Here is a 23,358-nt window from a genome sequence, read left to right as displayed (position 1 = left end):
ATCAGGCGAAATAACTCAGAAGCGAATTGATCACCGTACGCTGGTTCACCGGCGCGAGGTTGTAGAACAGGGGCAGGCGGAGCAGACGTTCGCTCTCTTTGGTGGTGTAGCGGTCTTCACCGGCAAACATCCCGAAGGCTTCGCCAGCCGGGCTGGAGTGCAGCGGAATATAGTGGAATACCGCCATAATTTCCGCCTCTTTCAGCCAGGCAATCAGCTTGCTGCGATCGTCGTTATCGCGCAGCTTGATGTAGAACATGTGAGCGTTGTGGATGCAGTCTGCCGGAATAGTCGGCAGTTCAATACGTCCGGCTTTTGCCAGCGGCTCCAGCGCGTCGTAGTAGGTTTGCCACAGGGAGAGGCGTTGCAGATTGATTCGCTCTGCCGCTTCCAGCTGCGCCCAGAGATACGCGGCCTGCAAATCCGCCATCAGGTAGCTTGAGCCGATATCGCGCCAGGTGTACTTATCCACCTGACCGCGGAAGAACTGGCTGCGGTTGGTCCCTTTTTCACGGATCACTTCCGCACGCTCCACCAGGGCACGATCGTTAATCAGCGTCGCGCCGCCTTCTCCGCCTGCGGTGTAGTTTTTGGTTTCGTGGAAGCTAAAGCAGCCGATATGACCAATGGTGCCCAGCGCGCGCCCTTTGTAGGTGGACATCACGCCCTGCGCGGCGTCTTCCACCACAAACAGGTTGTGCTTTTTAGCGATGGCCATGATGGTGTCCATCTCACAGGCCACGCCCGCGTAATGCACCGGCACAATCGCCCGCGTTTTATCGGTGACAGCCGCTTCAATCAGCGTTTCGTCGATGTTCATAGTATCCGGACGGATATCCACAAACACGATTTTCGCCCCGCGCAGGACAAACGCGTTCGCCGTGGAGACGAAGGTGTAGCTCGGCATGATCACTTCATCGCCGGGCTGGATATCCAGCAACAGCGCCGCCATCTCAAGCGATGCGGTACAGGACGGCGTCAGCAGTACCTTGGCACTGTGAAAACGTTGCTCCATCCACTGCTGGCAGCGGCGGGTAAAACCGCCATCGCCACAGAGCTTGCCGCTGCCCATAGCAGACTGCATGTAATCAAGTTCAGTGCCCACAACGGGAGGCGCGTTAAATGGAATCATCTTGTCACCTGTATAACCAGTAGGCGGTGGCGTCGATGCTGGCACCACTCGCAATATAACGTTTAAGCGCAGCGGTGTTGCCCATCTGGGTTGCGACCCGCAGCGTCGATACCTGTTGTTGCTCCGCCCAGTGCAGCGCCGCCTGCATGAGTTTCTCGCCCATGCCGCGCCCGGCTAACAATCCGATGCGCGCCTCGTGCTCGTTGAGCCTGCGAAGCGAAACAAAACCCTGAATCTGCCCCCCGGCAGTACGGAACACCAGACAGACGTGGTCAAACGTGCCTTTGACCGCATTCTCTATCCACTGGGCATAAAAGCGGCCGCTGTCATCGGGCGCATACCAGGGCGCCCGGAAACGGCTCTGAGCGAAGACCAGCGCCGCCATCTTACGCAGCGCGGGGATATCCTGCTCCGTTGCAATTTCCGCGCCCGGTGAGGCGTGGAGAGCCACGGTAACAGAGAGATCAACCTCACCCTCGACCAGCCGGAATCCGTGCTGCTGGAGGGCGTCCAGCAGATCGGCGCGGTCCGCCGGGATCTTAGCCTGTACGCGCTGCCAGGCGCTGAAGTCTGCTTCCTGCAACGCAGGGGCATTGTCGCGCAGACGCACTATCGCTGAGGGACGCGCAAAGAATGCGCTTTCCCACTCAAGGGACTCCAGCACGCCGTTGAGGATACTCAACGCCACACGCCTTTGGTATCAACAACATACTGCTGACGTACGGCATCACCGGAAACCGCTTTGAACGCATTGTGATCCACCAGCAGCACCAGCACATCCGCCGTCGCCAGCGCGTCATCCAGGGCGGTAAGGGTGCAGTGACCGGCAAGTTTTGCCGGCAGCGCATGAATATTCGGCTCAACCACCAGCGTTTCACCGCTGTGCCAGGCAGCGATCATTTCGGCAATTTCCATCGCCGGGCTTTCGCGCAGATCGTCAATATTCGGTTTGAATGCCAGACCAAAGCAGGCAATTTTCAGCTCACTGGCGCGTTTGCCGCTGTCGGCCAGGCAATCCGCGACCGTGGCTTTGACCTGGTTGATGACCCAGTGCGGTTTGTGGTCGTTTACTACGCGTGCGGTGCGAATCAGGCGTGCCTGTTCCGGGTTCTGCGCCACGATAAACCACGGATCGACCGCGATGCAGTGCCCACCCACGCCCGGCCCCGGCTGAAGGATGTTCACGCGGGGGTGACGGTTGGCAAGGCGAATAAGTTCCCAGACGTTAATCCCCTGATCGGCGCAAATCAACGACAGTTCATTCGCAAACGCGATGTTAACGTCGCGGAAGCTGTTTTCGGTCAGTTTGCACATCTCGGCGGTGCGGGAGTTAGTCACCACACATTCGCCTTCAAGGAAGATCTTATACAGCTCGCTGGCGCGCGCGGAGCAGACTGGCGTCATGCCGCCAATCACGCGGTCATTTTTGATCAGTTCCACCATCACCTGGCCTGGCAGTACGCGCTCAGGGCAGTAGGCGATATTGATATCGGCCTGGTCGCCCGCCTGCTGCGGGAAGCTGAGATCAGGACGCGCCTCGGCCAGCCACTGTGCCATCTGCTCGGTTGCCCCAACGGGTGAAGTGGACTCAAGGATAACCAGCGCCCCTTTCTTCAGCACAGGCGCAATGGATTTTGCCGCCGCCTCGACGTAAACCATGTCAGGCTCATGATCGCCTTTAAAGGGCGTAGGAACCGCAATCAGGTACGCATCGGCTTCTACCGGCGTGGTGCTGGCGCGCAGGAAGCCACCGTCCACCGCCTTTTTCACCACACGATCGAGATCGGGCTCCACGATATGAATTTCGCCACGGTTGATGGTTTCCACCGCGTGCGCGTTGATATCTACGCCAACGACCTGCTTTTGACGAGAGGCAAAGGCCGCCGCAGTAGGCAGCCCGATATAGCCAAGACCAACAACAGAGATGGTAGAAAAACTCATAGCGTTACCCGATTGTGTTTAAGTGCGTGCAAAATACGACCACAAGCCTGCCCGTCACCGTACGGATTGTGGGCCCGGCTCATCGCCTGATACTCTTCATCGTCATGCAGTAAGCGCGTGACCTCTTCGACAATACGACGCGGATCCGTTCCAACCAGACGCACGGTACCGGCAGTAACCGCTTCCGGGCGTTCGGTGGTTTCACGCATCACCAGTACCGGCTTACCGAGGGAGGGCGCCTCTTCCTGAATGCCGCCAGAATCGGTCAGGATCAGCCAGGCGTGGTTCATCAGCCAGACAAATGGCAAATAGTCCTGCGGCTCGATCAGGAGCACGTTTTCCACGTGGCCCAGGATACGGTTGACCGGTTCGCTGACGTTCGGGTTGAGGTGCACCGGATAGACAATCTGCACATCCTCGTTCTGCGCGGCGATTTCAGCGAGCGCGTGGCAAATTTGCTCAAAGCCACGGCCAAAGCTTTCGCGGCGGTGGCCCGTCACCAGAATCGTTTTCTTGCCGTTGTTCAGGAACGGATAGCGCGCAGCAAGTTCTGCCTGAAGCTCGCTGTTAGCCAGCACGCGGTCACGCACCCAAATCAGCGCATCAATGACCGTATTGCCGGTGACGAAGATCTTGCTGTCGCTGATATTTTCGCGCAGCAGGTTCTGACGTGAGTTCTCGGTTGGCGCAAAATGGTACATCGCCAGGTGACCGGTGAGCGTACGGTTGGCCTCTTCCGGCCACGGGGAATAGAGATTGCCGGTACGCAGACCCGCTTCAATATGACCAACGGGGATACGCTGATAGAACGCGGCCAGGCTGGTCGCCACGGTGGTGGTGGTGTCGCCGTGCACCAGCACCACATCCGGCTTGAACGACTCCAGAATAGGCTTTAATTCTTGCAGAATACGGCAGGTGATTTCCGTCAGTCCCTGTCCCGGTTTCATTATATTGAGATCGTAATCCGGGACGATAGAAAAGAGGGTTAAGACCTGATCGAGCATCTCACGGTGCTGGGCAGTCACGCACACTTTCGCTTCAATATCAGGATCTCTGGCCAGCGCATGAACCAGAGGCGCCATCTTGATGGCCTCCGGCCTGGTGCCAAATACGGTTAGTACTTTCACATCGATTCTCTTCGATTAGACGATGAAGGCCGCAGCCTTCATCGTAGACGGCGTTCTTAGTTTGTGCGGCGACGCAATAACGCTACGCCAGCGCCAGTCAGTGCGCCCACAATCCCCCACATGATCATCAGGAATGCGCGACGCGGACTATCGCGTTTTACAGGCTCTTCAGGCGTTCTTAAATAACGATAGGTCTGAAAACGCGGGTCCAGCGTTGGACCGACGTTGAGCGTATTGAGCATGGCGCGGTTTTGGTCGTAATCAAGGTCAAAGTCAGGACCAACGGCCTGGATATTTTCCAGACGAGCCTGAAGCATTGGGCGACCAAGAAGGAACATTTCTGAATCCGGGAGTTCGTCAGCCGGAACATCCGTTTCGCTACGGGAAATATTGTGCTGTTCCGCAATCTTCAGCGCCTGCTCAATATTATGTACGCGACGGGCGAAGATGGCCTTAGCGACCTCTTCCTGGCGTTTGACCTGCGCTTTCATCTGAATAGTACGCGCAGCCCAGGCGCCTTTCAGCTCGTCATTCAGATGACTGGCCGCGCGCTGGCTGGCAAAAGCAACGTACTGACGCAACAGGTTATTGGCGTCCGGCGCCGTTTCCGCAATCAGCTTCACGCTGTCGCTAACGTTACGGAGCACATCGCCAGGCATAAACTGAATGTTATTAATCAGGTCATCCAGCAGCGCGGCATCCGCTTTGCTGTTACCGACCATGCGCTGCTTGTAGTAGTCCGTCTGGGACCAGAAATCGCGACGTGTATCCCACGACGCCAGCTGCATCACAAACTCTTTGTAGGATTCATCCATCACCGAAGCCTGATCCGGGGTCGCCAGATTGGCCTTGATATCAAGATTACGCAGGAATTGCTGCTGGGAGTAGTAGCCTCCAAGCATATTCACCGTTGGTCGGTCTGTGATCGCCGTGGCGCTCCACTCTTGTTTTGCAAAGAAGGTGTAGGCAAGCGCTAACAGCGCGAACCCCAGGGCAATCCCCACAATCCACAGTTTGCCCTGCCATAACACGCGAAACAAACCACGAATATCCAGCTCGTTCTCAGTGCCCACTGATTTCGCTCCCGCCAACGGTTGAGTCATCATAGTCCCGGTTTTACTTAGTTAATGTTGTGTTTTTGCCACTGTTCCGACGCATCCTGCGTTTTAAACGTTTAATAAAACGCGCGACTTTCCATGCACGCTTGATGCAGTAACCGTACATGAAAAATGCTAGCAAGAATAATACCAACATTACCCATTCAGGAATGAAATGTGCGTATTCCGCGGCAACGCCAATCGCAGCCAGAATAGCAGCCGCAAGCGTAATCAACACAAATGCCTGACGAGACGTGAAGCCGGCGCGCATAATCAGGTGATGAATATGTTGCCTATCGGCAGAAAACGGGCTCATCCCTTTACGCAGACGGCGGTACATAATAGCGACCATGTCCATCAGCGGGATGGCGATAATCCAGAGAGCCGTTACCGGGCTGATAGGGTGAGTTTTACCCTGCGTAGTTTCCAACAAGATCCAGATAATAGTGAAACCAATCAATGTGCTACCCGCGTCGCCCATAAAGACTTTATAGCGACGGCCCAGCGCCCCAAGATTTAACAGGATGTAGGGTAGAATGGCCGCAATCATGGCGAAACACCACATTGCCAGGCTGTATTGACTATCAAACCATAGGATAATGCCAATAGCAGCAAATGAGACACAAGATAATCCGCCCAATAAACCATCTATCCCATCGACCATATTAAAGGCATTGATTGAAACCCATACGGCAAAGAGTGTGAGGAAGTAACCAAATGGTCCGAGCACCATCTCCCAGGAACCAAAAATGTAACCAAGGCTGCTCAAGTGAAGTTTTGCTGCCACCATCATGGCAATACCAACAGCAGCCTGTACGAGAGCTCGAATTTTTACACTGATATCGTAACGATCATCCAGTGCCCCCACAATAACCAGAACCGCCGCGCAGCTGAGGTATAACCTTGCATGAGGGATATAGTAATCAGCGATAGCAAAAGTGAAACAGACACCTGCAAAAACGGAGATACCACCCACCAAGGGGATCATACCCTGATGCCGTTTACGAAAATTGGGTTTATCCACTAACCCCAGATACTTTGCCACCTTGCGCGCGAAAAAAAGAAAGCAAGTAGTAAACAAAAAAATACTGGTTAGTTCAGCAAACGTATCGAATAGGTTCACAATGGATGTTCTCAACATATGTTAGTCAAAGAAGTATAACCATGATGGCATCAAGCCAGAAGGCATAAAGCATACCTCTTGCGACCCATTTGTTTATTATTCAAGCTATTAATATTTTTACTGTGCGAATTATCTCATTCTCGCACCGACCGGTCAAAATTGGGAGTGTATGGTAATAGCGTATAGTCCATAAATAAAAAACGCCACGTAAAAACGTGGCGTTTACTGGGATTATTTGCGTTACGAGCGTTTCATCATGTCGAAGAAATCGTCGTTCGTTTTGGTCATCGCCAGTTTGTTAATGAGGAATTCCATTGCGTCGATTTCGCCCATTGGATGGATGATTTTGCGCAGGATCCACATTTTCTGAAGCTCTTCCTGAGTGGTAAGCAGCTCTTCTTTACGGGTACCGGAACGGTTGTAGTCGATCGCCGGGAAGACGCGTTTTTCTGCGATTTTACGAGAAAGGTGCAGTTCCATGTTGCCTGTACCTTTGAACTCTTCGTAGATAACCTCGTCCATTTTGGAGCCGGTATCGATCAGCGCCGTCGCGATAATGGTCAGGCTACCGCCCTCTTCCACGTTACGCGCCGCACCGAAGAAACGCTTCGGACGATGCAGGGCGTTAGCATCCACACCACCGGTCAGTACTTTACCGGAAGCCGGCACCACGGTGTTGTAGGCACGCGCCAGACGGGTAATGGAGTCGAGCAGGATGATCACGTCTTTCTTGTGCTCAACCAGGCGTTTCGCCTTCTCGATGACCATTTCCGCAACCTGAACGTGGCGAGAAGCAGGCTCGTCGAAGGTAGACGCAACCACTTCCCCTTTCACCAGACGCTGCATCTCGGTTACTTCTTCCGGACGTTCGTCAATCAGCAGCACCATCAGCACACAGTCTGGATGGTTGTAAGCAATGCTCTGCGCGATGTTTTGCAGCAGCATGGTTTTACCGGCTTTTGGCGGCGCCACAATCAGACCACGCTGGCCACGACCAATTGGCGATGCCAGATCCAGCACACGAGCGGTTAAGTCTTCAGTAGACCCGTTACCACGCTCCATGCGCAGACGAGAGTTAGCGTGCAGCGGCGTTAAGTTCTCGAACAGGATCTTATTGCGGGAGTTTTCCGGTTTGTCGTAGTTAACTTCGTTAACCTTCAACAGCGCAAAGTAGCGTTCACCCTCTTTTGGAGGACGAATCTTACCTGAAATGGTGTCACCAGTGCGGAGGTTGAAACGGCGGATTTGGCTAGGGGATACGTAGATGTCGTCAGGGCCGGCGAGGTAGGAGCTGTCTGCGGAGCGGAGGAAACCAAATCCGTCTTGCAGTATCTCCAGCACACCGTCGCCAAAGATATCTTCGCCACTCTTAGCGTGCTGCTTCAGGATGGCGAAAATGATGTCCTGCTTGCGCATACGAGCCTGGTTTTCCAGTCCCATATTTTCGCCGAGAGTGATCAGCTCAGAAACCGGCGTATTCTTTAATTCGGTAAGATTCATAATGGTGTGGGTTCTTAAACTCGGGGTGATTCTCGAACTTAATGTTGTGAATGGTATGGCAGGGTCATCCATGCCTGTTTAGCGGCCATCACCTCATGTCTGTTCGCTGTCTGGTCACAGGGAAAGAACGCAGAACTGAAACGACAAGACGGATTGAGTGACAAGCCCGGAATCTAGCAACTTCACGCACTGTTTAAGTTAACAACGGGAAGTATCGGGTAAAACAAGATTCAAACAACAAGATATGTTTAAAACGTAGTCATAGCTAACTTAGCACGACTAAAGCCGGGCGTCCAGAGCTCGCCGTTAATTAGGCGTTCTGGACGCTCGGCTGAGAAACCTTACGCCAGGTTAGCGTCCAGGAACTCTTTCAGTTGACCTTTGGACAGTGCGCCCACTTTGGTCGCCGCCACGTCACCGTTCTTGAACAGCAGCAGGGTCGGGATGCCACGGATACCGTATTTTGGCGCGGTGCCCGGGTTCTGGTCGATGTTCAGCTTGGCAACGGTCAGTTTGCCCTGATATTCGTCAGCGATTTCATCCAGAATCGGAGCGATCATTTTGCAAGGACCACACCATTCAGCCCAGAAATCAACGAGGATCAGCCCGTCAGCTTTAAGTACGTCCGTGTCAAAACTGTCGTCAGTCAGGTGAATAATTTTATCGCTCATATATAACTCCACAGGAATAAGCCTGGTACGTTGGTTTTGTCTCCACCAACGACGTGTTGATGTCGCATTAACCAACTAAAGGTTGACTTTATTTCACCGGATACGCTTTCGTAAAGCAATAGTAAGCTGATATTCTACCACACTATGAGCAAAACACATTTAACAGAACAGAAGTTTTCCGACTTCGCCCTGCACCCAAAGGTGATCGAAGCCCTTGAAACTAAAGGGTTTCATAACTGCACGCCCATTCAGGCTCTCGCCCTGCCGCTGACGCTGGCCGGTCGCGACGTTGCAGGGCAGGCGCAAACCGGTACTGGCAAAACGATGGCGTTTTTAACGTCAACGTTTCATTATTTACTTTCTCACCCGGCGATTGCAGACCGCAAAGTTAACCAGCCGCGCGCGCTAATTATGGCCCCGACGCGAGAACTGGCGGTACAGATCCACGCAGACGCTGAGCCCCTGGCGCAAGCCACCGGCCTGAAACTTGGCCTGGCCTATGGCGGCGACGGCTACGATAAACAGCTGAAAGTGCTGGAAAGCGGCGTCGATATCCTGATTGGGACCACCGGCCGTCTTATCGACTACGCCAAACAGAACCATATCAACCTCGGCGCAATCCAGGTCGTGGTGCTGGATGAAGCAGACCGCATGTACGATCTGGGCTTCATTAAAGACATCCGCTGGCTGTTCCGCCGTATGCCTGCGGCAAACCAGCGTCTGAACATGCTGTTCTCCGCTACCCTGTCATACCGCGTACGTGAACTCGCATTCGAGCAGATGAACAATGCGGAATATGTGGAAGTAGAACCGGAGCAGAAAACCGGGCACCGCATTAAAGAAGAGCTCTTCTATCCTTCTAATGAAGAGAAAATGCGCCTGCTGCAAACCCTGATCGAAGAAGAGTGGCCGGATCGCGCAATTATCTTCGCGAACACCAAACACCGCTGTGAAGATATCTGGGGTCACCTGGCGGCAGATGGGCACCGTGTGGGCCTGCTGACCGGCGACGTGGCGCAGAAAAAACGCCTGCGCATTCTCGACGAATTTACTCGTGGCGACCTTGATATTCTGGTCGCGACCGACGTGGCGGCCCGTGGCCTGCACATTCCAGCCGTGACGCACGTCTTTAACTATGACCTGCCAGATGACTGTGAAGACTATGTACACCGTATCGGTCGTACCGGTCGTGCCGGCGCAAGCGGTCACTCCATCAGCCTTGCGTGTGAAGAGTATGCGCTGAATCTTCCGGCCATTGAGACCTACATCGGTCACTCTATTCCACAGAGCAAATACAATCCGGACGCGCTGTTGAGCGAACTGCCGCCACCTAAGCGCCTTACCCGTCCACGCTCCGGCAATGGTCCGCGTCGTTCCGGCGGTGCACCGCGTAATCGTCGTCGTTCAGGTTAAAAAATATGCTCAGCTCCACCTCGCTTTATGCGGCAATTGATCTCGGTTCGAATAGTTTTCATATGCTGGTTGTGCGCGAGGTGGCGGGAAGCATACAAACGCTGACGCGCATTAAGCGCAAGGTCCGCCTCGCGGCGGGCCTGAGCAGCGACAATCACCTCTCCCCGGAAGCCATGGAACGTGGCTGGCAGTGTCTGCGTCTGTTTGCAGAACGTTTGCAGGATATCCCGCTCAGTCAAATTCGCGTTGTTGCCACGGCGACCCTTCGTCTGGCGGTTAACGCTGGCGATTTCATTGCCAGAGCACAGGAAATTCTGGGCTGTCCGGTGCAGGTCATCAGCGGTGAAGAAGAAGCGCGTCTGATTTATCAGGGTGTGGCGCACACGACCGGCGGCGACGATCGCCGTCTGGTGGTCGATATCGGTGGCGCCAGTACCGAACTGGTCACGGGCACAGGCGCGCAGGCGACGTCACTGTTCAGCCTGTCGATGGGCTGTGTGACCTGGCTGGAACGCTACTTTACCGATCGAAACCTTGCCAAAGAGAATTTTGACGAGGCGGAAAACGCGGCGCGTGCGGTCCTGCGCCCGGTCATGGACGAACTGCGCTATCACGGCTGGAAAGTGTGTGTCGGCGCGTCCGGAACCGTTCAGGCGTTGCAGGAAATCATGATGGCACAGGGAATGGACGAGCGGATCACGCTTGCCAAACTCCAGCAGCTTAAACAGCGCGCCATCCAGTGTGGTCGTCTGGAAGAGCTTGAAATAGAAGGGCTGACGCTCGAACGCGCGCTGGTTTTCCCCAGTGGGCTCGCCATTCTGATCGCCATTTTTACTGAACTGAATATCCAGTGTATGACCCTGGCAGGCGGTGCGCTGCGCGAAGGTCTGGTCTACGGAATGCTGCACCAGTCGGTCGATCAGGACATCCGTAGCCGTACGCTGCGTAACGTTCAGCGCCGCTTTATTGTTGATATCGACCAGGCACACAGAGTGAGTCAACTGGCGTCACTGTTTGCCGATCAGGTGAAAAAAAGCTGGGATATTGAACCGTTAAGCCGCGATCTGCTGCTAAGCGCCTGTGCGCTACATGAAATTGGTCTCAGCGTGGAGTACAAGCAGGCACCGCTGCACGCGGCCTGGCTGGTGCGTAATCTCGATTTGCCGGGCTATACGCCCGCCCAGAAGAAGCTGCTGGCCACCCTGCTGCTAAATCAGACTAACGCCGTCGATCTCTCTTCCCTTCACCAGCAGAACGCTGTACCGCCGCGCGTGGCGGAGCATCTGTGTCGTCTGCTTCGCCTGGCGATCCTGTTTGCCAGCCGGCGTCGTGATGATTTGCTGCCAGCCATTACGCTGGCGGCAGACGATGAGAAACTGACGCTGACGCTACCGGAAAACTGGCTTGAGGATCATCCGCTTGGGGCGGAACTGATTGAGCAGGAGTACCAGTGGCAGAGCTATGTGCACTGGGCGCTTGATGTGAAGTGACCCTTTGAATCGTGCCGGGTGGCGGCTTCGCCTTACCCGGCCTGCAAATAGTTATCCCTTCTCTTTGGCTTTTGCCAGCATCGCGCGAATGTTTGCCACGTTTGCCTGCCCTTTGTGCATACGCTCTTCAGCGGTAATGACTTTACGCTCCTGCTCCCAGATAAGATCGTCCTGAGGCAACTCCAGCAGAAAACGGCTCGGCTCCGGGCGCACCAGCTCACCATACTGACGGCGCTCTTTGCACAGCGTAAACGTCAGCTCCTTCTGCGCACGAGTGATCCCCACGTAGGCCAGACGGCGCTCTTCGTCGACGTTATCTTCATCAATGCTGCTCTGGTGCGGCAATAAGCCCTCTTCCATTCCCACCAGATAGACATAGGGGAACTCCAGCCCTTTCGAGGCATGTAACGTCATTAGCTGAACCTGATCGGCCTCTTCTTCGCTTTCGCCGCGCTCCATCATATCGCGCAGCGTAAAGCGGGTGACCACCTGCGTCAGGGTCATGGGCTCGTCAATCTCAGATCCTTCAAGCATTTCGGTCATCCAGCTGAAGAGCTGGTTAACGTTTTTCATCCGCATCTCGGCTGCTTTCGGGCTGGCAGAGGTTTCATACAACCAGGATTCGTAATCAATGCCATGGATCAGATCGCGTACTGCCGCCACAGGCTCGCGCTCTGCCAGACGCTGTACCTCACCCAGCCAGTGGGTAAAGCGGGTTAAGGCGTCATAGCCGCGCCCGGTCAGGGTCTGGCTCAGCCCCATATCGAAGCTGGCGGTGAACAGGCTTTTGTTGCGGGTCATCGCCCATTCACCCAGTTTTTGCAGCGTCGCAGAGCCAATCTCGCGTTTCGGCGTATTCACGATGCGCAGGAAAGCGCTGTCGTCATCCGGGTTGGTCAGCACGCGCAGATAGGCCAGCAGATCCTTGATTTCGGGACGCGAAAAGAACGACGTACCGCCGGAGATTTTGTAGGGGATGCGGTTCTGCATCAGCATCTTTTCAAAGACGCGCGACTGGTGGTTTCCGCGATAGAGGATCGCGTAATCCTTGTATTCAGTTTTGTTGACGAAGTGATGGGCAATCAGCTCGCCCGTTACGCGCTCCGCTTCGTGCTCTTCGTTGTTGGCGCTGAGCACTTTCAGCTCGGTGCCGTAACCCAGTTCGGAGAACAGGCGCTTCTCAAAGACGTGCGGGTTATTGGCAATCAGGATGTTCGCCGCCTTCAGGATACGCCCGGAAGAACGGTAGTTCTGCTCCAGTTTAATCACCTGCAACGCCGGGAAGTCTTTGCTCAGTAGCACCAGGTTTTGCGGACGCGCGCCACGCCATGAGTAAATCGACTGATCGTCGTCGCCTACCACGGTGAAACGCGCGCGTTGCCCTACCAGCAATTTCACCAGCTCGTACTGGCTGGTGTTGGTGTCCTGGTATTCATCCACCAGCAGGTAACGGATTTTGTTCTGCCAGCGCTCGCGCACCTCTTCATTCCGCTGAAGCAGCAGCGTCGGCAGCAGGATCAGATCGTCGAAATCCAGGACGTTACAGGCTTTCATATGCGCGTCGTACAGACCGTAGCAGTGGGCAAAGATGCGGTCGCGCTCGCCTTTGGCGCTTGCCGCTGCCTGGGCCGGCGTCATCAGATCGTTTTTCCAGTTCGAGATCGTCGAGATCAGCTGTTGCAACAGAACTTTGTCATCTTCTATCAGCCCTTCCGTCAGCTCTTTAAGCAGCGCCACCTGGTCGGTGTCATCGAAGAGAGAAAAGTTGGACTTCATGCCCAGCGCCGCGTATTCGCGCTTGATAATATCCAGACCCAGCGTGTGGAAGGTGGAGATCATCAGCCCGCGCGCCTCTTTACGGCCCAGCGTCTGGCCGACGCGCTCTTTCATCTCACGCGCCGCTTTGTTGGTAAAGGTGACCGCCGCGATATGGCGCGCCTGGTATCCACAACCCCGAATTAAGTGGGCGATTTTGTTGGTGATCACGCGTGTTTTACCGGATCCCGCTCCCGCCAGCACCAGGCAGGGTCCGGTGACGAATTCGACAGCTTGTTGTTGTCCGGGGTTTAAACGCATAAATGATCACTCAATGAAAGTCGGGAGAGGAGGAAAAACGCGTGGTAGTATACCGACCGTAAACTAGTCGACTCAAGGCACGATCATGGCAAAAACAGCAGCAGCACTGCATATCCTTGTTAAAGAAGAGAAACTGGCACAGGATCTGCTCGAACAGATTAAAAACGGCGCCGACTTCGGCAAACTGGCGAAGAAACACTCGATTTGCCCGTCAGGCAAACGCGGTGGTGACTTAGGCGAGTTCCGCCAGGGCCAGATGGTCCCGGCGTTTGATAAAGTGGTCTTCTCCTGCCCGGTGCTGGAGCCAACTGGCCCACTGCACACACAATTCGGCTATCACATTATCAAAGTGTTATACCGCAACTAATCAAAAGCCCGGTGCATTGACTCACCGGGCTTTTTTATCTGGCTGTACCCGCGTTTAAATGCCGTCGCCGTATTCGAAGGTGTGGTGAATACCGTTGAAGTGCTGATCCATATCCATCGACGGCTTATCGCTGTCTGGCTTACCGACGATGCGCGCCGGGACGCCAGCGGCGGTGGTGTGCGGCGGTACAGGCTGGAGCACAACCGACCCCGCGCCAATCTTCGCGCCGCGTCCGACTTCAATATTGCCGAGGATTTTAGCGCCCGCGCCAATCATCACCCCTTCACGGATTTTCGGATGGCGATCGCCGCTGGTTTTACCGGTACCGCCCAGCGTAACGGATTGCAGGATCGACACGTCATCTTCGATCACCGCCGTTTCACCAACAACAATGCCGGTGGCGTGATCGAGCATGATCCCGCGGCCAATTTTCGCCGCCGGGTGAATATCGACCTGGAAGGTCACGGACACCTGGTTTTGCAGGAAGATGGCCAGCGCGCGGCGTCCCTCATTCCATAACCAGTGGCCGATGCGGTACGCCTGTAAGGCGTGGAAGCCTTTGAGATACAGCAGCGGCGTGGAGTATTTATCCACCGCCGGGTCTCGCGTGCGCACAGCCTGGATGTCGCAGGCGGCAGAAGCAATCATCTCCGGATCTGCGGCGTAGGCCTCTTCCACCACCTCGCGAATCGCAATAGCAGGCATGATAGGGGAAGCCAGTTTATTGGCGAGCATATAGCTCAGGGCGCTGCCGAGATTTTCGTGCTTAAGTAGCGTCGCGTGATAGAAACTGGCCAGCATGGGCTCACAGTCGGCCAACGCTCGGGCTTCGGCTTTAATATTATTCCAGACGATATCCAGTTCTTCACACGGCATTGCTTGCTCCAGACGATAGTTAATGACCAGCCAGTTCTGCGCTGGCTGGGTCATTCAGGTGACGATACTTCCCGGCTAATTGCTGCTGCGCTCGTCCTTGCGCGCACGACCTAATAAGGTCAATGCTGCCTCGCGCGCATTTTTTCCGCAATACAATACCTGATAAATTTCCTCGGTTATTGGCATTTCGACACCGAAACGGTGCGCCAGTTCGCGAACTTCTTTGGTATTGCGATAGCCTTCAACCACCTGACCAATCTTCTCCTGCGCGCTTTTTACATCGCTGCCCTGTCCGAGCATCATGCCAAAGCGGCGGTTACGCGACTGGTTATCGGTGCAGGTCAGCACCAGGTCGCCCAGCCCTGCCATTCCCATAAAGGTGGCCGGGTCGGCACCCAGCGCTTCGCCCAGGCGGGACATTTCGGTCAGGCCACGGGTGATCAGCGCAGTACGCGCATTCGCGCCGAAACCGATGCCGTCAGACATCCCGGCCCCGATGGCAATGACGTTCTTCACCGCGCCGCCCAGCTGCACGCCGATAAAATCGGGGTTGCTGTACACGCGGAAGCTTTTGCCGCAGTGCAGCAGTTGCTGAAGATCGTCGGAAAATGCCTGGTCGGTGGACGCCAGCGAAATCGCCGTCGGCAAGCCCGCAGCCAGCTCTTTGGCAAACGTCGGCCCGGAGATCACCGCCAGCGGGATCGCTGTTCCCAGCGCCTCGCGGGCAACGTCCTGCAACAGACGTCCGGTTTCCGCTTCCAGCCCCTTCGTCGCCCACACAATACGCGCATCCGCACGCATCAGCGGCTTAATCTGACGCAGGACTTCGCCAAACACATGGCTTGGCACCACAATCAAAATATTGCGGCTGGCCGCCAGCGCGGTCGCGAGGTCGCTTTCCAGATACAGGGAGTCAGGGAACGGAACGTCCGGGAGAAACGCCACATTGCAGCGGTCGTGTTGCAACGTCGCGATATGTTTTGGATCGTGGCCCCACAGGACCACGTCGTGACCATTTCTTGCCAGGGTGATGGCAAGAGCGGTGCCGTAAGAGCCGGCACCGATCACAGTCATTGACGCATTAACAGTGCTCATCAGGCATCCTGATGTTGTTCGGTACCTTCGCCAGCCTGCTGCTGTAGATAGTTCATGAACAGCGCATCAAAGTTTACTGGCGCAAGGTTCAGTTGCGGGAATGTACCGCGAGAAACCAGGCTGGTGATGCATTCACGGGCATACGGGAACAGGATGTTCGGGCAGTATGCACCCAGGCAATGCGCCATCTGGTTGCCTTCGATGCCGCCGATGGAGAAGATACCGCCCTGCTGAACTTCGCACAGGAATGCGGTTTCTTCGCCCAGAGAGGCGGTCACGGTGACACGCAGTACGACTTCATACACATCATCCGCCAGCTGGGTGGATGCGGTATCCAGATCAAGTTTAACCTCTGGCTGCCAGTCTTTCTGGAAAACGTGCGGCGCATTTGGCGCTTCGAAAGAGACATCCTTGGTGTAGATGCGCTGGATCTGGAAAGTCATCTCGGTGTTGTTTTGTTCTGACATGGAAAAACCCTTTTTAATTGTCCTAAAGTCTCTAGCTCAGCAGCGGATCGAGTCCGCCACGAGCGTCGAGCGCATACAAGTCATCACAGCCGCCAATGTGCTGCGCATCAATAAAAATCTGTGGAACCGTTGTGCGACCACTGCGTTGGATCATCTCTTCGCGTTTAATCGCGTCACCATCGATCGGCAGTTCCTTGAACGTTACGCCTTTGCTGGACAGCAGCGCTTTCGCTCGGTGGCAGAACGGGCACGTTGCTTTGGTGTAGATCTCAATATTGGCCATCACTTAACTCCTTATTTACCGCGCACTAAAGGAAGATTCTCCCCGCTCCAGCCGGAGATGCCTTCTTTCAGCACCGTTACGTTTTCAAAGCCTGCTTTATGCAGTGCGCTGGCAGATTCCTGCGCCTGCATGCCAGTGCCGTCAACAACAATAATCGGCTGGGCTTTATGCTTCTCCAGCTCACCAATGTTGTTCGCTTTAATTTCCGCTGGCAGCAGGTTGATAGCACCTGCGATGTGGCCCTTGCGGAAATCGTCGCGCTGACGCAGATCGACAACCACGGCGTCCTCTTTGTTGATCAGACGTGTCGCTTCACCGCGGGTGATCACCTTAATTTTAGACGTCAGTCCCTTAAATGTGGTGAACAGTACAGCGACCAGCAGGCCAATCCACGCGATGCTCAGAACCGGGTGGCGGCTAACGAATTGCATAATTTCTTGCATGGGGGGTAACAACTCCCGACTAAGTGATTAAAAAAACCAGGACAGGAGTATACCTGTGCGCTGTGGCAAATACAGCCAGCGACATAAAGCTAATCTATTTTCTGCGGCATGCCACGTAAAAAAAGCCTCAAAATGGCTTGAGAACAGCATTGCCCCCGCGCTTTCTTTGATCTTCTGCGGCTATTTTATCGATTCAGCTGTAGTAAAATTACGCAAATTTTTTGTCTCTTGAGCATGAGGTTGTCGCAATGTCGGTTTCTAAAAAACCTATGGTACTGGTGATTCTGGATGGCTATGGCTACCGTGAAGATCAACAGGATAACGCCATTTTCAACGCCAAAACCCCGGTTATGGATGCGCTATGGGCAAAACGTCCCCACACCCTGATTGATGCGTCTGGCCTGGAAGTGGGTCTGCCGGATCGTCAGATGGGCAACTCTGAAGTGGGTCACGTTAACCTGGGTGCGGGCCGTATCGTTTATCAGGACCTGACGCGCCTGGACGTTGAAATCAAAGAACGTACATTCTTTGCCAACCCAACGCTCACCGGAGCGGTTGATAAAGCCGTTGCCGCAGGCAAGGCCGTTCACATTATGGGTCTGCTCTCTGCGGGCGGCGTTCACAGCCACGAAGATCACATCATGGCGATGGTAGAACTGGCCGCCGAGCGCGGTGCGGAAAAAATCTATCTGCACGCCTTCCTGGATGGTCGCGATACGCCGCCACGCAGCGCAAAAGGTTCTCTTGAAGCGTTTGAAGATAAATTTGCCGCACTGGGCAAAGGCCGCGTGGCGTCCATCGTTGGCCGTTACTATGCCATGGACCGTGACAACCGCTGGGACCGCGTTGAGCAAGCCTATGATCTGCTGACCCTGGCAAAAGGCGAGTTCCAGTTCCCGACCGCCGTTGAAGGCCTGGAAGCGGCTTACGCGCGTGATGAAAACGACGAATTTGTGAAGGCAACCGTGATCCGCGCTGAAGGCCAGGCCGATGCCGCCATGGAAGATGGCGATGCGCTGATCTTCATGAACTTCCGTGCTGACCGCGCGCGCGAAATCACCCGCGCCTTCGTCAACAGCGATTTCGACGGTTTCGCCCGTAAGAAAGTGGCGAAGATCGATTTCATCCAGTTGACCGAGTATGCAGCGGATATCAAAGCCCCATGCGCGTATCCACCCGCTTCCCTGGAAAATACCTTCGGCGAGTGGATGGCGAAAAACGATAAAACGCAGCTGCGCATCTCCGAAACTGAGAAGTATGCGCACGTGACCTTCTTCTTTAACGGTGGCGTAGAAGAGCCGTTTAAAGGCGAAGACCGCATCCTGATTAACTCGCCGAAAGTCGCCACTTACGATCTCCAGCCAGAAATGAGCTCTGCGGAGCTGACCGAAAAACTGGTGGCCGCGATCGAAAGCGGTAAATACGACACCATCATCTGTAACTATCCGAATGGCGACATGGTGGGCCACACCGGCGTGATGGAAGCAGCCGTTAAAGCGGTTGAAGCGCTGGACCACTGCGTTGAGCAGGTCGCGAAAGCGGTTGAATCCGTGGGCGGCCAGCTGCTGATCACTGCTGACCACGGTAACGCAGAACAGATGCGTGATCCGGCAACCGGTCAGGCGCATACCGCCCATACCAACCTGCCTGTTCCACTGATTTATGTAGGTGATAAATCAGTGAAAGCTGTGGAAGGCGGCAAGCTTTCCGACATCGCGCCAACCATGTTGTCGCTGATGGGTATGGAAATCCCTGAAGAGATGACTGGCAAGCCGCTGTTCATCGTGGAATAATCGCTCCCCATGAGGGGAAAGGCGATTTTTTCAATCACATGGGTCGTGAAGCCGCTTCGGTTATCAGTCAGACCTCTGCTTTGCGCCAGCGCACTCAGCGCTGGCGTATTGCTGTGCGCCGCATCCGCCCACGCGGATGACCGCGATCAGCTTAAATCCATTCAGGCCGATATCGCCGCCAAAGAGCGTGCGGTACGTCAGCAGCAACAGCAGCGCGCCACCCTGCTCGCCCAGCTTAAAAAGCAGGAAGAGGCCATTTCCGCCGCCGCGCGTAAGCTGCGTGAAACACAAAACACCCTTGCCCAGCTCAATAAGCAAATCGATGAAATGAACGCGTCGATTGCGAAACTGGAGCGTCAGCGCGATGCCCAGGAGCGCAACCTTGCTGCACAGCTTGATGCTGCTTTCCGTCAGGGTGAGCACACAGGCCTTCAGCTGATCCTCAGCGGTGAAGAGAGCCAGCGTGGTCAGCGTTTACAGGCCTATTTCGGCTATCTAAACCAGGCGCGTCAGGAGACCATTGCGCAGCTGAAACAGACGCGCGAAGAAGTCACCACGCAAAAAGCCGAGCTGGAAGAGAAGCAGAGCCAGCAGCAAACGCTGCTCTACGATCAGCAGGCGCAGCAGGAGAAGCTTGAGCAGGCGCGCAATGAGCGTAAGAAGACGCTCGCCGGGCTGGAGTCCTCTATCCAGGCAGGACAAAGCCAGCTGAGCGAAATGCGCGCCAACGAATCCAGACTGCGTAACAGCATTGCCCGGGCAGAAGCCGCGGCCAAAGCGCGCGCCGAAAAAGAAGCGCGCGAAGCGCAGGCGGTGCGTAATAAGCAGCAGGAAGCCTCCCGGAAAGGCACTACCTATAAACCGACTGAAAATGAACGTTCCCTGATGTCGCGTACCGGCGGCCTCGGCTCCCCGCGTGGTCAGGCTTACTGGCCCGTTCGCGGTACGATCCTGCATCGCTATGGCGAACAGTTGCAGGGTGAGCTACGTTGGAAGGGGATCGTTATCGGTGCGTCTGAAGGTAGCGAAGTGAAAGCCATCGCCGATGGCCGCGTGATCCTGGCCGACTGGCTACAGGGTTATGGGCTCGTGGTGGTGGTTGAACACGGTAAAGGCGATATGAGTCTTTACGGCTACAACCAGAGCGCGCTGGTCAGCGTTGGCACCCAGGTGCGCGCGGGTCAACCCATTGCCCTTGTGGGCAGCAGTGGCGGTCAGGGCCGCCCGTCACTCTATTTCGAAATTCGTCGTCAGGGTCAGGCGGTCAATCCACAGCCGTGGTTGGGAAGATAGGTTTTGCTTCAATTTCGTCGAATTGTTGTTTCCGTAGTCAGCGCACTGGCGCTGGCTGCACCGGTTTATGCAGGCAAACTCGCGATTGTGATTGATGACTTCGGTTATCGACCACACTATGAAAATCAGGTGCTGGCGATGCCGCCAGCCATCTCTGTCGCCGTCCTGCCTAATGCGCCTCACGCGCATGAAATGGCGACCAAAGCGCACAATGGCGGCCATCAGGTCCTCATCCATCTGCCGATGGCCCCCCTCAGCAAGCAGCCGCTGGAAAAAGATACCCTGCGCCCGGACATGAGCAGCGACGAGATCGATCGCATCATCCGCGATGCGTACAATAAAGTGCCGTATGCCGTGGGTCTGAATAACCATATGGGCAGCGCGATGACCTCCAGCCTGTACGGTATGCTGAAAGTGATGCAGGCGCTGGAGCGTTACAATCTCTATTTCCTTGACAGCATGACCATCGGCAACAGCCAGGCGATGCGTGCCGCTCAGGGGACAGGTGTAAAAGTCATCAAGCGCAAAGTATTCCTGGACGACTCCCAGAACGAAGCGGATATCCGCGTGCAGTTTAACCGCGCGGTACAGCTGGCGCGCCGTAACGGTTCGGCGATTGCCATTGGGCATCCGCATCCGTCTACCGTTCGCGTTTTGCAGCAAATGTTGCCGGGCTTACCCGCCGATATTACGCTGGTGCGTCCGAGCGATCTGCTCAATGAACCTCAGGTGGATACTTCTCGTCCGGGTAGCGCGCAACCACCCGCAACGCAGCCGCGTAATCCATTCCGCGGCGTGAAGAACTGCACGCTGAAACAGCCGCCTGAACCGGTCTATGCAACCCGCTTCTTCTCGGTGATTGGCGAAAGCATCAGCAGCAGTACACTGGTTAAATACGTCCAGCAACAGTGGCAGGGTTGGGGAAAAAAAGCCTGATCGGCTAACGCCTATTCTGCCAGATAAGAGTCCGACTGCTCTTTTGCAACGGACTCTCTCTTTTCCCGATCCTGATACCAGGCCTTGAAATACTTCAAAAAACTGTACGCCGTGGCATAAAACCCTGTCACCACACCTACTTTGCCCTGACGCCACGCACCGCTAAACAGATACCATTTGAAAAATGCGCCAATAGCGCTGATCGCGCCGCGACCAAGAGAGGGACGTATCGTCTGATATTGAACCAGGCGAGTGGTATATCCGTTTAATTTATTAAAAAGTTCATGCAGCGAATGAAACGTATCATGTCTGACATAACCTGGAATACGTTCAGAACGGAGAAAACCTTCAACCTGATCGTCTACTGGCCGGTTATTAAATCGCGACTGCGTACGGTTAAAAAGACGCACAGGATAATCCGGTGATGAGACGGGATAAATCGTTCGGACATTTTCTCCCAAAACAAACCAGTGACGACATATCCGCCACGCCATATCCGGTTCGGGTTCATCGCCCATTTTTAATTTTAAAATAGCATCAACGGTTTCTTGATCGAGTATTTCGTCGCTGTCCATGCACAGCACCCAGTCGTTGTGCGCATGGGATACGGCATGGTTCATCTGCTCGCCGTGCCAGCTATATTTTTTGAATATGGGCGACAATCCATAACTCTGGCAAATATATATCGTCGAGTCTGTACTTCCGGAATCCACTATAACGAATTCATCTGCTATTTTTAAAAGAGGAGGAATAACATCGTGCAACGTTCTTTCGGAGTTAAACGTTAATAAGCAGACCGTTATTTTAAACATATTTTCACTCTCTCAATAACAACATAAAATTTTTGCACTCATACTATCGAATTGAGAAGAGGCGATTAAAGTCTTAAATCGCACTTTTAAAATAAGCGTGTTTAAAACCTTTGCTTATAAAAAGGCAAATGAATACAAAAAATCTATTTTATTTCAGTAAATTCTTTATAATGCGGTCAGATGAAGGGTAGCATACGGATTCAGACATGCCGCAAAAACGTAAAATCCTCCTCCTGGACACGGGCAAAGAATGGGGGGGAGGTACCAACAGTATGCTTGAGCTTCTGAAGCGAATCAACCGCGACAAATTCGACATTACCTGTTGTTTTTACAGGGATTATAGTCGTGCTGAAGGTCAAACGATTGGCCAGGTGCTCAATAGCATTGGGATCCCGCTACTCGTTATCCCTCAACGTAAGCAACCGGCATGGGCAAAACTACTTAAAGAAGCGGGACGTGGTCTGCTGTTTTTTTCGCGTTCAGCGCGCAAAGCATTTACGCGGCATATCGATACCCTGTGGCGCATTCGCCCCAACGTCAGCAAGATCGAGACCATTTTCAGGGAAGGTGGATTCGATACGCTGTATATGAACAACCAGCCAGGCTCTAACGAAGAAGGGTATCTGGCGGGCGCAAACCTGCATGCGCGGATAATCCAGCACTGCCGGATTGAACCGGTGCTGACCCCGCCGCTGGTGAAGCTGGTCAATGCCCATGCCACAAAAATCATCGCCGTCTCGCACGGCGTTGAACGCGTGTTGCTTCAGCATGGCGTCCGGCCAGCGCTGTGTACCACGGTCAACAATGCTATCGACATCCACCAGCCTTTGCCCGACCGACGCGCGATGCGCCAGCGCCTGAACATTGATGACGACACGTTTGTGTTCGGCAGCATTGGCTCGCTAATCCCTCGCAAAGCCAACCACCATACGCTGGAGGCGCTGGCACAGTTCAGCCAGAGGCACCCGCAGGCAAAATGGAAGATGGTGCTGGTCGGTGAAGGGGCGGAGCGCGGCGCACTGGCGGCACAGGCTGACGCGCTGGGTATTGCTGAGCACGTCATTTTTACCGGTTTCCAGAACACGCCTTTTGACTATCTCGCCACCTTTGACGCATTTATTCTGGCCTCGCAGAGCGAAGGCCTGCCGCGCGTCGTGCTGGAGGCAATGCTGCTGAATATTCCCGTGATTGGTTCAAAGGTGACCGGCACGGCAGAATTGATCGATCATGAGTCGACCGGCCTGCTGTTTCCCTGGAGCGACGTGTCGCAACTTGCTCAACATCTGGATAATATCTGGCAGGATCCTGCTCTGCGCGCCCGGCTCGCCGCTGCCGCACACCAGAATGTCTGCAACATGTATGCCATTGAAAGCTATGTTAACGGTGTCGAGGCCGTTCTTGGCGCGCAATAACCAAACGAGAA

22 protein-coding genes are annotated in these 23,358 nt (G+C 54.7%); 7 read left to right on the top strand and 15 right to left on the bottom strand.

The genetic code is table 11. The annotated features are described in order from the left end of the window. Position 1 precedes the first annotated feature (1 nt). The 8 genes from rffA to trxA all read right to left on the bottom strand — a co-directional run bounded on the left by rffA (position 2) and on the right by trxA (position 8,591). The gene (gene rffA / locus ACQG1Y_RS00875) at positions 2-1,132 is read right to left on the bottom strand and encodes a dTDP-4-amino-4,6-dideoxygalactose transaminase (protein ID WP_015570019.1); all 1,131 of its coding nucleotides are present in this window, start codon (positions 1,130-1,132) and stop codon (positions 2-4) included. Between the two features lie 4 nt (positions 1,133-1,136). Beyond that, positions 1,137-1,814: a dTDP-4-amino-4,6-dideoxy-D-galactose acyltransferase gene (rffC, locus tag ACQG1Y_RS00870; protein ID WP_045348422.1), complete on the bottom strand. Its 678-nt coding sequence runs from the start codon at positions 1,812-1,814 to the stop codon at positions 1,137-1,139. Continuing rightward, the gene (wecC, locus tag ACQG1Y_RS00865) at positions 1,811-3,073 is read right to left on the bottom strand and encodes a UDP-N-acetyl-D-mannosamine dehydrogenase (protein WP_047741065.1); all 1,263 of its coding nucleotides are present in this window, start codon (positions 3,071-3,073) and stop codon (positions 1,811-1,813) included. Before wecC ends, rffC begins: the two co-directional genes overlap by 4 nt. Continuing rightward, the gene (gene wecB / locus ACQG1Y_RS00860) at positions 3,070-4,200 is read right to left on the bottom strand and encodes a non-hydrolyzing UDP-N-acetylglucosamine 2-epimerase (RefSeq protein ID WP_006812390.1); all 1,131 of its coding nucleotides are present in this window, start codon (positions 4,198-4,200) and stop codon (positions 3,070-3,072) included. The genes wecC and wecB overlap by 4 nt, the downstream gene beginning before the upstream one ends. Before the next feature lie 56 nt (positions 4,201-4,256). After that, the gene (wzzE, locus tag ACQG1Y_RS00855; RefSeq protein ID WP_017693953.1) at positions 4,257-5,303 is read right to left on the bottom strand and encodes an ECA polysaccharide chain length modulation protein; all 1,047 of its coding nucleotides are present in this window, start codon (positions 5,301-5,303) and stop codon (positions 4,257-4,259) included. Between the two features lie 13 nt (positions 5,304-5,316). After that, entirely contained in the window at positions 5,317-6,438 is a 1,122-nt protein-coding gene (gene wecA, locus ACQG1Y_RS00850) for a UDP-N-acetylglucosamine--undecaprenyl-phosphate N-acetylglucosaminephosphotransferase (protein WP_045324788.1), read from the bottom strand. A 222-nt stretch (positions 6,439-6,660) separates the two neighbouring features. Continuing rightward, positions 6,661-7,920, bottom strand: a complete 1,260-nt coding sequence (rho, locus tag ACQG1Y_RS00845; protein ID WP_001054528.1) for a transcription termination factor Rho — start codon at positions 7,918-7,920, stop codon at positions 6,661-6,663. Between the two features lie 341 nt (positions 7,921-8,261). After that, positions 8,262-8,591: a thioredoxin TrxA gene (trxA, locus tag ACQG1Y_RS00840; RefSeq protein WP_006812392.1), complete on the bottom strand. Its 330-nt coding sequence runs from the start codon at positions 8,589-8,591 to the stop codon at positions 8,262-8,264. Positions 8,592-8,735: 144 nt separating this feature from the next. Here trxA and rhlB point away from each other — a divergent pair, with 144 nt between their 5' ends. Further along, a complete protein-coding gene (gene rhlB / locus ACQG1Y_RS00835; protein ID WP_006812393.1) occupies positions 8,736-10,004 on the top strand; it encodes an ATP-dependent RNA helicase RhlB in 1,269 nt (422 codons plus the stop codon). Between the two features lie 5 nt (positions 10,005-10,009). Then, entirely contained in the window at positions 10,010-11,494 is a 1,485-nt protein-coding gene (gppA, locus tag ACQG1Y_RS00830) for a guanosine-5'-triphosphate,3'-diphosphate diphosphatase (RefSeq protein WP_017383602.1), read from the top strand. A 51-nt stretch (positions 11,495-11,545) separates the two neighbouring features. Here the strand turns inward: gppA and rep are convergent, their stop codons facing one another. Then, complete coding sequence (gene rep, locus ACQG1Y_RS00825; RefSeq protein ID WP_015570023.1) at positions 11,546-13,570, bottom strand: DNA helicase Rep; 2,025 nt, start codon at positions 13,568-13,570, stop codon at positions 11,546-11,548. A gap of 85 nt (positions 13,571-13,655) precedes the next feature. On the opposite strand from rep, the gene ppiC reads away from it, so the two are divergent. Next, positions 13,656-13,937, top strand: a complete 282-nt coding sequence (ppiC, locus tag ACQG1Y_RS00820) for a peptidylprolyl isomerase PpiC (RefSeq protein WP_006812396.1) — start codon at positions 13,656-13,658, stop codon at positions 13,935-13,937. 54 nt (positions 13,938-13,991) lie between these two features. Here ppiC and cysE read toward each other — a convergent pair whose 3' ends face one another. The 5 genes from cysE to ACQG1Y_RS00795 form a co-directional block, all read right to left on the bottom strand. Next, positions 13,992-14,813, bottom strand: a complete 822-nt coding sequence (gene cysE, locus ACQG1Y_RS00815) for a serine O-acetyltransferase (protein ID WP_022646641.1) — start codon at positions 14,811-14,813, stop codon at positions 13,992-13,994. Positions 14,814-14,888: 75 nt separating this feature from the next. After that, entirely contained in the window at positions 14,889-15,908 is a 1,020-nt protein-coding gene (gpsA, locus tag ACQG1Y_RS00810; protein ID WP_006812398.1) for an NAD(P)H-dependent glycerol-3-phosphate dehydrogenase, read from the bottom strand. Continuing rightward, the gene (gene secB, locus ACQG1Y_RS00805; RefSeq protein ID WP_014168079.1) at positions 15,908-16,375 is read right to left on the bottom strand and encodes a protein-export chaperone SecB; all 468 of its coding nucleotides are present in this window, start codon (positions 16,373-16,375) and stop codon (positions 15,908-15,910) included. The genes gpsA and secB overlap by 1 nt, the downstream gene beginning before the upstream one ends. Before the next feature lie 31 nt (positions 16,376-16,406). After that, on the bottom strand, positions 16,407-16,658 hold the full coding sequence (gene grxC / locus ACQG1Y_RS00800; protein ID WP_003860837.1) for a glutaredoxin 3: 252 nt from the start codon (positions 16,656-16,658) through the stop codon (positions 16,407-16,409). Between the two features lie 11 nt (positions 16,659-16,669). Beyond that, complete coding sequence (locus tag ACQG1Y_RS00795) at positions 16,670-17,101, bottom strand: rhodanese-like domain-containing protein (protein WP_017383604.1); 432 nt, start codon at positions 17,099-17,101, stop codon at positions 16,670-16,672. 248 nt (positions 17,102-17,349) lie between these two features. Between ACQG1Y_RS00795 and gpmM the strand changes: the two genes are divergently transcribed. The 3 genes from gpmM to ACQG1Y_RS00780 are packed head-to-tail and all read left to right on the top strand — an operon-like array spanning position 17,350 to position 21,123. Next, on the top strand, positions 17,350-18,894 hold the full coding sequence (gene gpmM, locus ACQG1Y_RS00790) for a 2,3-bisphosphoglycerate-independent phosphoglycerate mutase (protein ID WP_032646785.1): 1,545 nt from the start codon (positions 17,350-17,352) through the stop codon (positions 18,892-18,894). 33 nt (positions 18,895-18,927) lie between these two features. Next, positions 18,928-20,187: a murein hydrolase activator EnvC gene (envC, locus tag ACQG1Y_RS00785; RefSeq protein WP_026094345.1), complete on the top strand. Its 1,260-nt coding sequence runs from the start codon at positions 18,928-18,930 to the stop codon at positions 20,185-20,187. 3 nt (positions 20,188-20,190) lie between these two features. Beyond that, on the top strand, positions 20,191-21,123 hold the full coding sequence (locus ACQG1Y_RS00780; RefSeq protein ID WP_017693955.1) for a divergent polysaccharide deacetylase family protein: 933 nt from the start codon (positions 20,191-20,193) through the stop codon (positions 21,121-21,123). Positions 21,124-21,134: 11 nt separating this feature from the next. On the opposite strand, the gene ACQG1Y_RS00775 is transcribed toward ACQG1Y_RS00780, so the two are convergent. Next, the gene (locus tag ACQG1Y_RS00775; RefSeq protein WP_047637970.1) at positions 21,135-21,935 is read right to left on the bottom strand and encodes a glycosyltransferase family 2 protein; all 801 of its coding nucleotides are present in this window, start codon (positions 21,933-21,935) and stop codon (positions 21,135-21,137) included. 206 nt (positions 21,936-22,141) lie between these two features. Here ACQG1Y_RS00775 and ACQG1Y_RS00770 point away from each other — a divergent pair, with 206 nt between their 5' ends. Further along, entirely contained in the window at positions 22,142-23,347 is a 1,206-nt protein-coding gene (locus tag ACQG1Y_RS00770; protein ID WP_368740457.1) for a glycosyltransferase, read from the top strand. The last annotated feature ends 11 nt before the right edge of the window (positions 23,348-23,358 follow it).

Origin of the sequence: Enterobacter cloacae complex sp. 397G4, from assembly GCF_050031515.1 — a bacterium.
In the GTDB taxonomy this organism is placed as follows: domain Bacteria; phylum Pseudomonadota; class Gammaproteobacteria; order Enterobacterales; family Enterobacteriaceae; genus Enterobacter; species Enterobacter hormaechei_C.
Note: the sequence above shows the minus strand (reverse complement) of the source record. Positions and strands in the feature narration are given on the sequence as shown.

What these genes read in the sequence shown, in the direction of transcription:
- cysE (WP_022646641.1), bottom strand. Translation starts at nt 14,813, where the DNA reads ATGCCGTGTGAAGAACTGGATATCGTCTGGAATAATATTAAAGCCGAA.
- ACQG1Y_RS00795 (WP_017383604.1), bottom strand. Translation starts at nt 17,101, where the DNA reads ATGCAAGAAATTATGCAATTCGTTAGCCGCCACCCGGTTCTGAGCATC.
- secB (WP_014168079.1), bottom strand. Translation starts at nt 16,375, where the DNA reads ATGTCAGAACAAAACAACACCGAGATGACTTTCCAGATCCAGCGCATC.
- trxA (WP_006812392.1), bottom strand. Translation starts at nt 8,591, where the DNA reads ATGAGCGATAAAATTATTCACCTGACTGACGACAGTTTTGACACGGAC.
- ppiC (WP_006812396.1), top strand. Translation starts at nt 13,656, where the DNA reads ATGGCAAAAACAGCAGCAGCACTGCATATCCTTGTTAAAGAAGAGAAA.
- rhlB (WP_006812393.1), top strand. Translation starts at nt 8,736, where the DNA reads ATGAGCAAAACACATTTAACAGAACAGAAGTTTTCCGACTTCGCCCTG.
- rho (WP_001054528.1), bottom strand. Translation starts at nt 7,920, where the DNA reads ATGAATCTTACCGAATTAAAGAATACGCCGGTTTCTGAGCTGATCACT.
- gpmM (WP_032646785.1), top strand. Translation starts at nt 17,350, where the DNA reads ATGTCGGTTTCTAAAAAACCTATGGTACTGGTGATTCTGGATGGCTAT.
- ACQG1Y_RS00770 (WP_368740457.1), top strand. Translation starts at nt 22,142, where the DNA reads ATGCCGCAAAAACGTAAAATCCTCCTCCTGGACACGGGCAAAGAATGG.
- gppA (WP_017383602.1), top strand. Translation starts at nt 10,010, where the DNA reads ATGCTCAGCTCCACCTCGCTTTATGCGGCAATTGATCTCGGTTCGAAT.
- gpsA (WP_006812398.1), bottom strand. Translation starts at nt 15,908, where the DNA reads ATGAGCACTGTTAATGCGTCAATGACTGTGATCGGTGCCGGCTCTTAC.
- wecC (WP_047741065.1), bottom strand. Translation starts at nt 3,073, where the DNA reads ATGAGTTTTTCTACCATCTCTGTTGTTGGTCTTGGCTATATCGGGCTG.
- ACQG1Y_RS00775 (WP_047637970.1), bottom strand. Translation starts at nt 21,935, where the DNA reads ATGTTTAAAATAACGGTCTGCTTATTAACGTTTAACTCCGAAAGAACG.
- grxC (WP_003860837.1), bottom strand. Translation starts at nt 16,658, where the DNA reads ATGGCCAATATTGAGATCTACACCAAAGCAACGTGCCCGTTCTGCCAC.
- wzzE (WP_017693953.1), bottom strand. Translation starts at nt 5,303, where the DNA reads ATGACTCAACCGTTGGCGGGAGCGAAATCAGTGGGCACTGAGAACGAG.
- rep (WP_015570023.1), bottom strand. Translation starts at nt 13,570, where the DNA reads ATGCGTTTAAACCCCGGACAACAACAAGCTGTCGAATTCGTCACCGGA.
- rffA (WP_015570019.1), bottom strand. Translation starts at nt 1,132, where the DNA reads ATGATTCCATTTAACGCGCCTCCCGTTGTGGGCACTGAACTTGATTAC.
- wecA (WP_045324788.1), bottom strand. Translation starts at nt 6,438, where the DNA reads ATGTTGAGAACATCCATTGTGAACCTATTCGATACGTTTGCTGAACTA.